The organism is Asanoa sp. NPDC050611, from assembly GCF_040654855.1.
Lineage (GTDB): Bacteria > Actinomycetota > Actinomycetes > Mycobacteriales > Micromonosporaceae > Asanoa.
In genome coordinates this window covers 1-2,884 of sequence record NZ_JBFAIU010000558.1, presented here as the reverse complement: position 1 = coordinate 2,884, position 2,884 = coordinate 1, and the positions used below count along the sequence as shown (strand labels likewise).

2 protein-coding genes and 1 pseudogene are annotated in these 2,884 nt (G+C 73.5%); all 3 read right to left on the bottom strand.

The features are described from left to right. Positions 1-122 precede the first annotated feature (122 nt). Positions 123-1,886, bottom strand: a complete 1,764-nt coding sequence (locus AB0H87_RS40145; protein WP_360158556.1) for an ABC transporter ATP-binding protein — start codon at positions 1,884-1,886, stop codon at positions 123-125. 27 nt (positions 1,887-1,913) lie between these two features. Further along, positions 1,914-2,390 (bottom strand): methylated-DNA--[protein]-cysteine S-methyltransferase, encoded by a 477-nt coding sequence (locus tag AB0H87_RS40140; RefSeq protein ID WP_360158559.1) that lies wholly within the window; start codon positions 2,388-2,390, stop codon positions 1,914-1,916. 11 nt (positions 2,391-2,401) lie between these two features. After that, positions 2,402-2,884, bottom strand: a pseudogene (locus tag AB0H87_RS40135) (DNA-3-methyladenine glycosylase 2 family protein); the annotation flags it as partial.

Here is a 2,884-nt window from a genome sequence, read left to right as displayed (position 1 = left end):
GAGTCGAGCCCCGGCGGCAGGGTGGCCCAGACGAACAGGCCGCCACTCGGCCGGGTCAGCGGCCTCCGCGGCGGTCCGGTCGGCGTCGAGTTCGGCGGCCCGGCCCCGCCAGGCGTGCACCGTCATGCGGCGTCCGCGATCGCCGCCGCCTCGGAGAGCACCGCCCGGTACGCCGGCACGGTGGCCAGCAGTTCGGAGTGCGTGCCGGTGGCGGCGATCACGCCGTCGGCGAGCAGCGCGACCCGGTCGGCCAGGGCGATCGTCGACGGGCGGTGCACGACCAGCAGGGCCGTGGTGTCGGCGAGCACGCCGGCCAGCGCCTTCTCGACCAGCGCCTCGGTGTGCACGTCGAGCGCCGACAGCGGGTCGTCGAGCACCAGCACCCGCGGCCGACTCAGGATCGCCCGGGCCAGCGCGAGGCGTTGCCGCTGACCGCCGGAGAGCGACAGGCCCTGCTCGCCGACCCGGGTGTCGAGCCCCCACGGCAGGTCGTCGACGAAATCGGCCTGGGCCAGCGCGAGCGCCTCGTGGATCTCGTCGTCGGTCGCGTCCGTCCGGCCCAGCGCCAGGTTCTCCCGCACCGACATGGAGAACAGCGTGGGCTCCTCGAACGCGACGCCGACCACCTCGCGCAGCGAGTCGAGGCGCAGGTCACGGACGTCGCGTCCGTCGAGGGTGATGCGGCCGGCGGTCACGTCGTAGAGCCGGGGCACCAGCGAGACGAGCGTGGTCTTGCCGCAGCCGGTGGTGCCGACGACGGCGAGCGTCTCGCCGGGCCGGACCGTCAGCGAGATCCCGCGCAGCACGGGCGTCGCGCTGCCCGGATAGCTGAACCAGACGTCGTCGAAGCGCACCTCGCCCTCGACGGGCCCGGCCGGGCCCGCGCCTGGCCGGTCCACGATGGAGGGTGGGGTGTCGAGCACCTCGTAGATCCGGTCGGACGCGGTCATCGCCTCCTGCGCGTTGCCGATGATCCAGCCCAGCGACTCGATCGGCCAGATGAGCATCAGCTGCAGCGTGACGAACGCGACCAGTTCGCCGATCGTGAGCCGGCCGGCGGCGACCTCGACGGCGCCGAGCACCAGCACGGCCGCCAGCGTCAGGTTGGGGATCAGGTCGAAGTGCGCGGACGTGCCGGCGAGCCGGCGGCCCTTGTCGACCGCCGTGTTCCGCAGGCGGTCGGCGCCGGTGCCGAACTGGCCGCTCATGAAACCCTGCCGGCCGAACGACTTCACGGTCCGCAGGCCCCGCGCGGTCTCTTCCACCTGGGTGGCCAGGTCGCCCTGCTCGTCCTGCATCCGGCGGGAGATGCGCAGGTAGGTGCGGGTGAACCGCCGGCTGACCACGGCCAGGGGCACCGCGCTGCCGGCCACCAGCAGGCCCAGAGGCCAGTGCAGGCGGATCAACAGCGCCACCACCACGGCGTACGTGGTCAGGTTGACGATCAGGAACAGCAGCCCGAAGGAGAGGAAGCGCCGGATCACCGCGAGGTCGGCGGTGGCCCGGGCGAGCAGTTGGCCGCTCTGCCAGCGGTCGTGGAACGCGACCGGGAGCCGCTGCAGGTGGGCGTAGATCTCCTCCCGGATGGTCGCCTCCATGCCGAGCGCCTGGCTCGACTGCGACCAGCGCCGGATGAAGATCAGGACGGCCTCGGCGATCCCGAACAGCAGCGCCAGCCCGCCGAGCGCGAACAGTCCGCGCGGGTCGCGGTGGGCGATCGGCCCGTCGACGACCCGGCGGATCACCAGCGGCACGGCGATGCTGACGGCGGTGCCGGCGAGGGCGGTCAGGACCAGGCCGGCGAACTGGCGGCGGTAGGGGCGGAGGTAGCGGCGGAGCCGCCACAGGTTGCGTACCCCTGACTGATGGTCACCTTTGGTACGCACCCCGTGACGGTAGACGCTCCGACCGGGCTACCGCATCTCGTGCCCGAGAAGCCACTTTTTCACGCCGAGCCCGTAGCGGTAGCCGCCCAGCGTGCCGTCGGTGCGCAGGACCCGGTGGCAGGGCACGAACAGCGCGACGGCGTTGCGGGCGCAGGCCTGCGCGGCCGCGCGGACGGCGGTCGGGTTGCCGGCCAGCTCCGCGTACTCCGTGTACGTGACCGGTTCGCCGGGCTTGACCGTGCGCAGCACGTCCCAGGCGTGGCCCAGGAACGCGCCGCCGCTGTGCTGCTCGACCGGCACCGCGTCGATCGCGGTCAGGTCACCGTCCAGGTAGGACTCGACAGCCGCGCTGATCGGGCCGAGGTCGGCCTGCTCCTTCGGCTGCCCACGCAGGCTCGGGTGGACGAGCGCGAGCAGCTCGTCGACGCTGTCGGTGAAGCCGGCGGCGCGGACGGTGCCCGCGTCCGTCGCGATGATCGTCAGCGGGCCGGTCGGGGTGGTCATGGTGGTCGTGTTCACGCGTTCCTCCAGAGCCGGATCAGGGCGTACGAGCGCCACGGCCGCCAGCTCGCGGCGTGCGCTTCGAGGGTCTTGGGGTCGTCGGGCAGGCCGAGGTTCTTCGCGCCGCGGCGCACGGCCAGGTCGGTGGGCAGGAAGACGTCCGGGTCGCCGGCCGCGCGCATCGCCACGTAGCCGGCGGTCCAGGCGCCGATGCCCGGCAGGGCGACGAGGCTGTCGACCAGCTCCTCGCGGTCGGCGGCGAGGTCGAGGTCGACGGTGCCGTCGGCGACCGCGCGGGCCAGGCCGCGGATCGTCTCCCGCCGGGCGGCGGGCATCGGGAAGGCGTCGTCGGGCAGGTCGGCGACCGTCTCCGCGTCCGGGAAGCCGGGCTTGCCGGACCGTTCGGCGATCCGCCCGAGGATCGTGCGGGTCGCGGCCACCGAGATCTGCTGGCCGACGATCGCGCGGACCGTTGTCTCGAAACCGTCGACCGCTCT

Bases quoted from the DNA above. Each gene is read 5' to 3' on its own strand.
- AB0H87_RS40140 (WP_360158559.1), bottom strand. From the start codon at position 2,390: ATGACCACCCCGACCGGCCCGCTGACGATCATCGCGACGGACGCGGGC.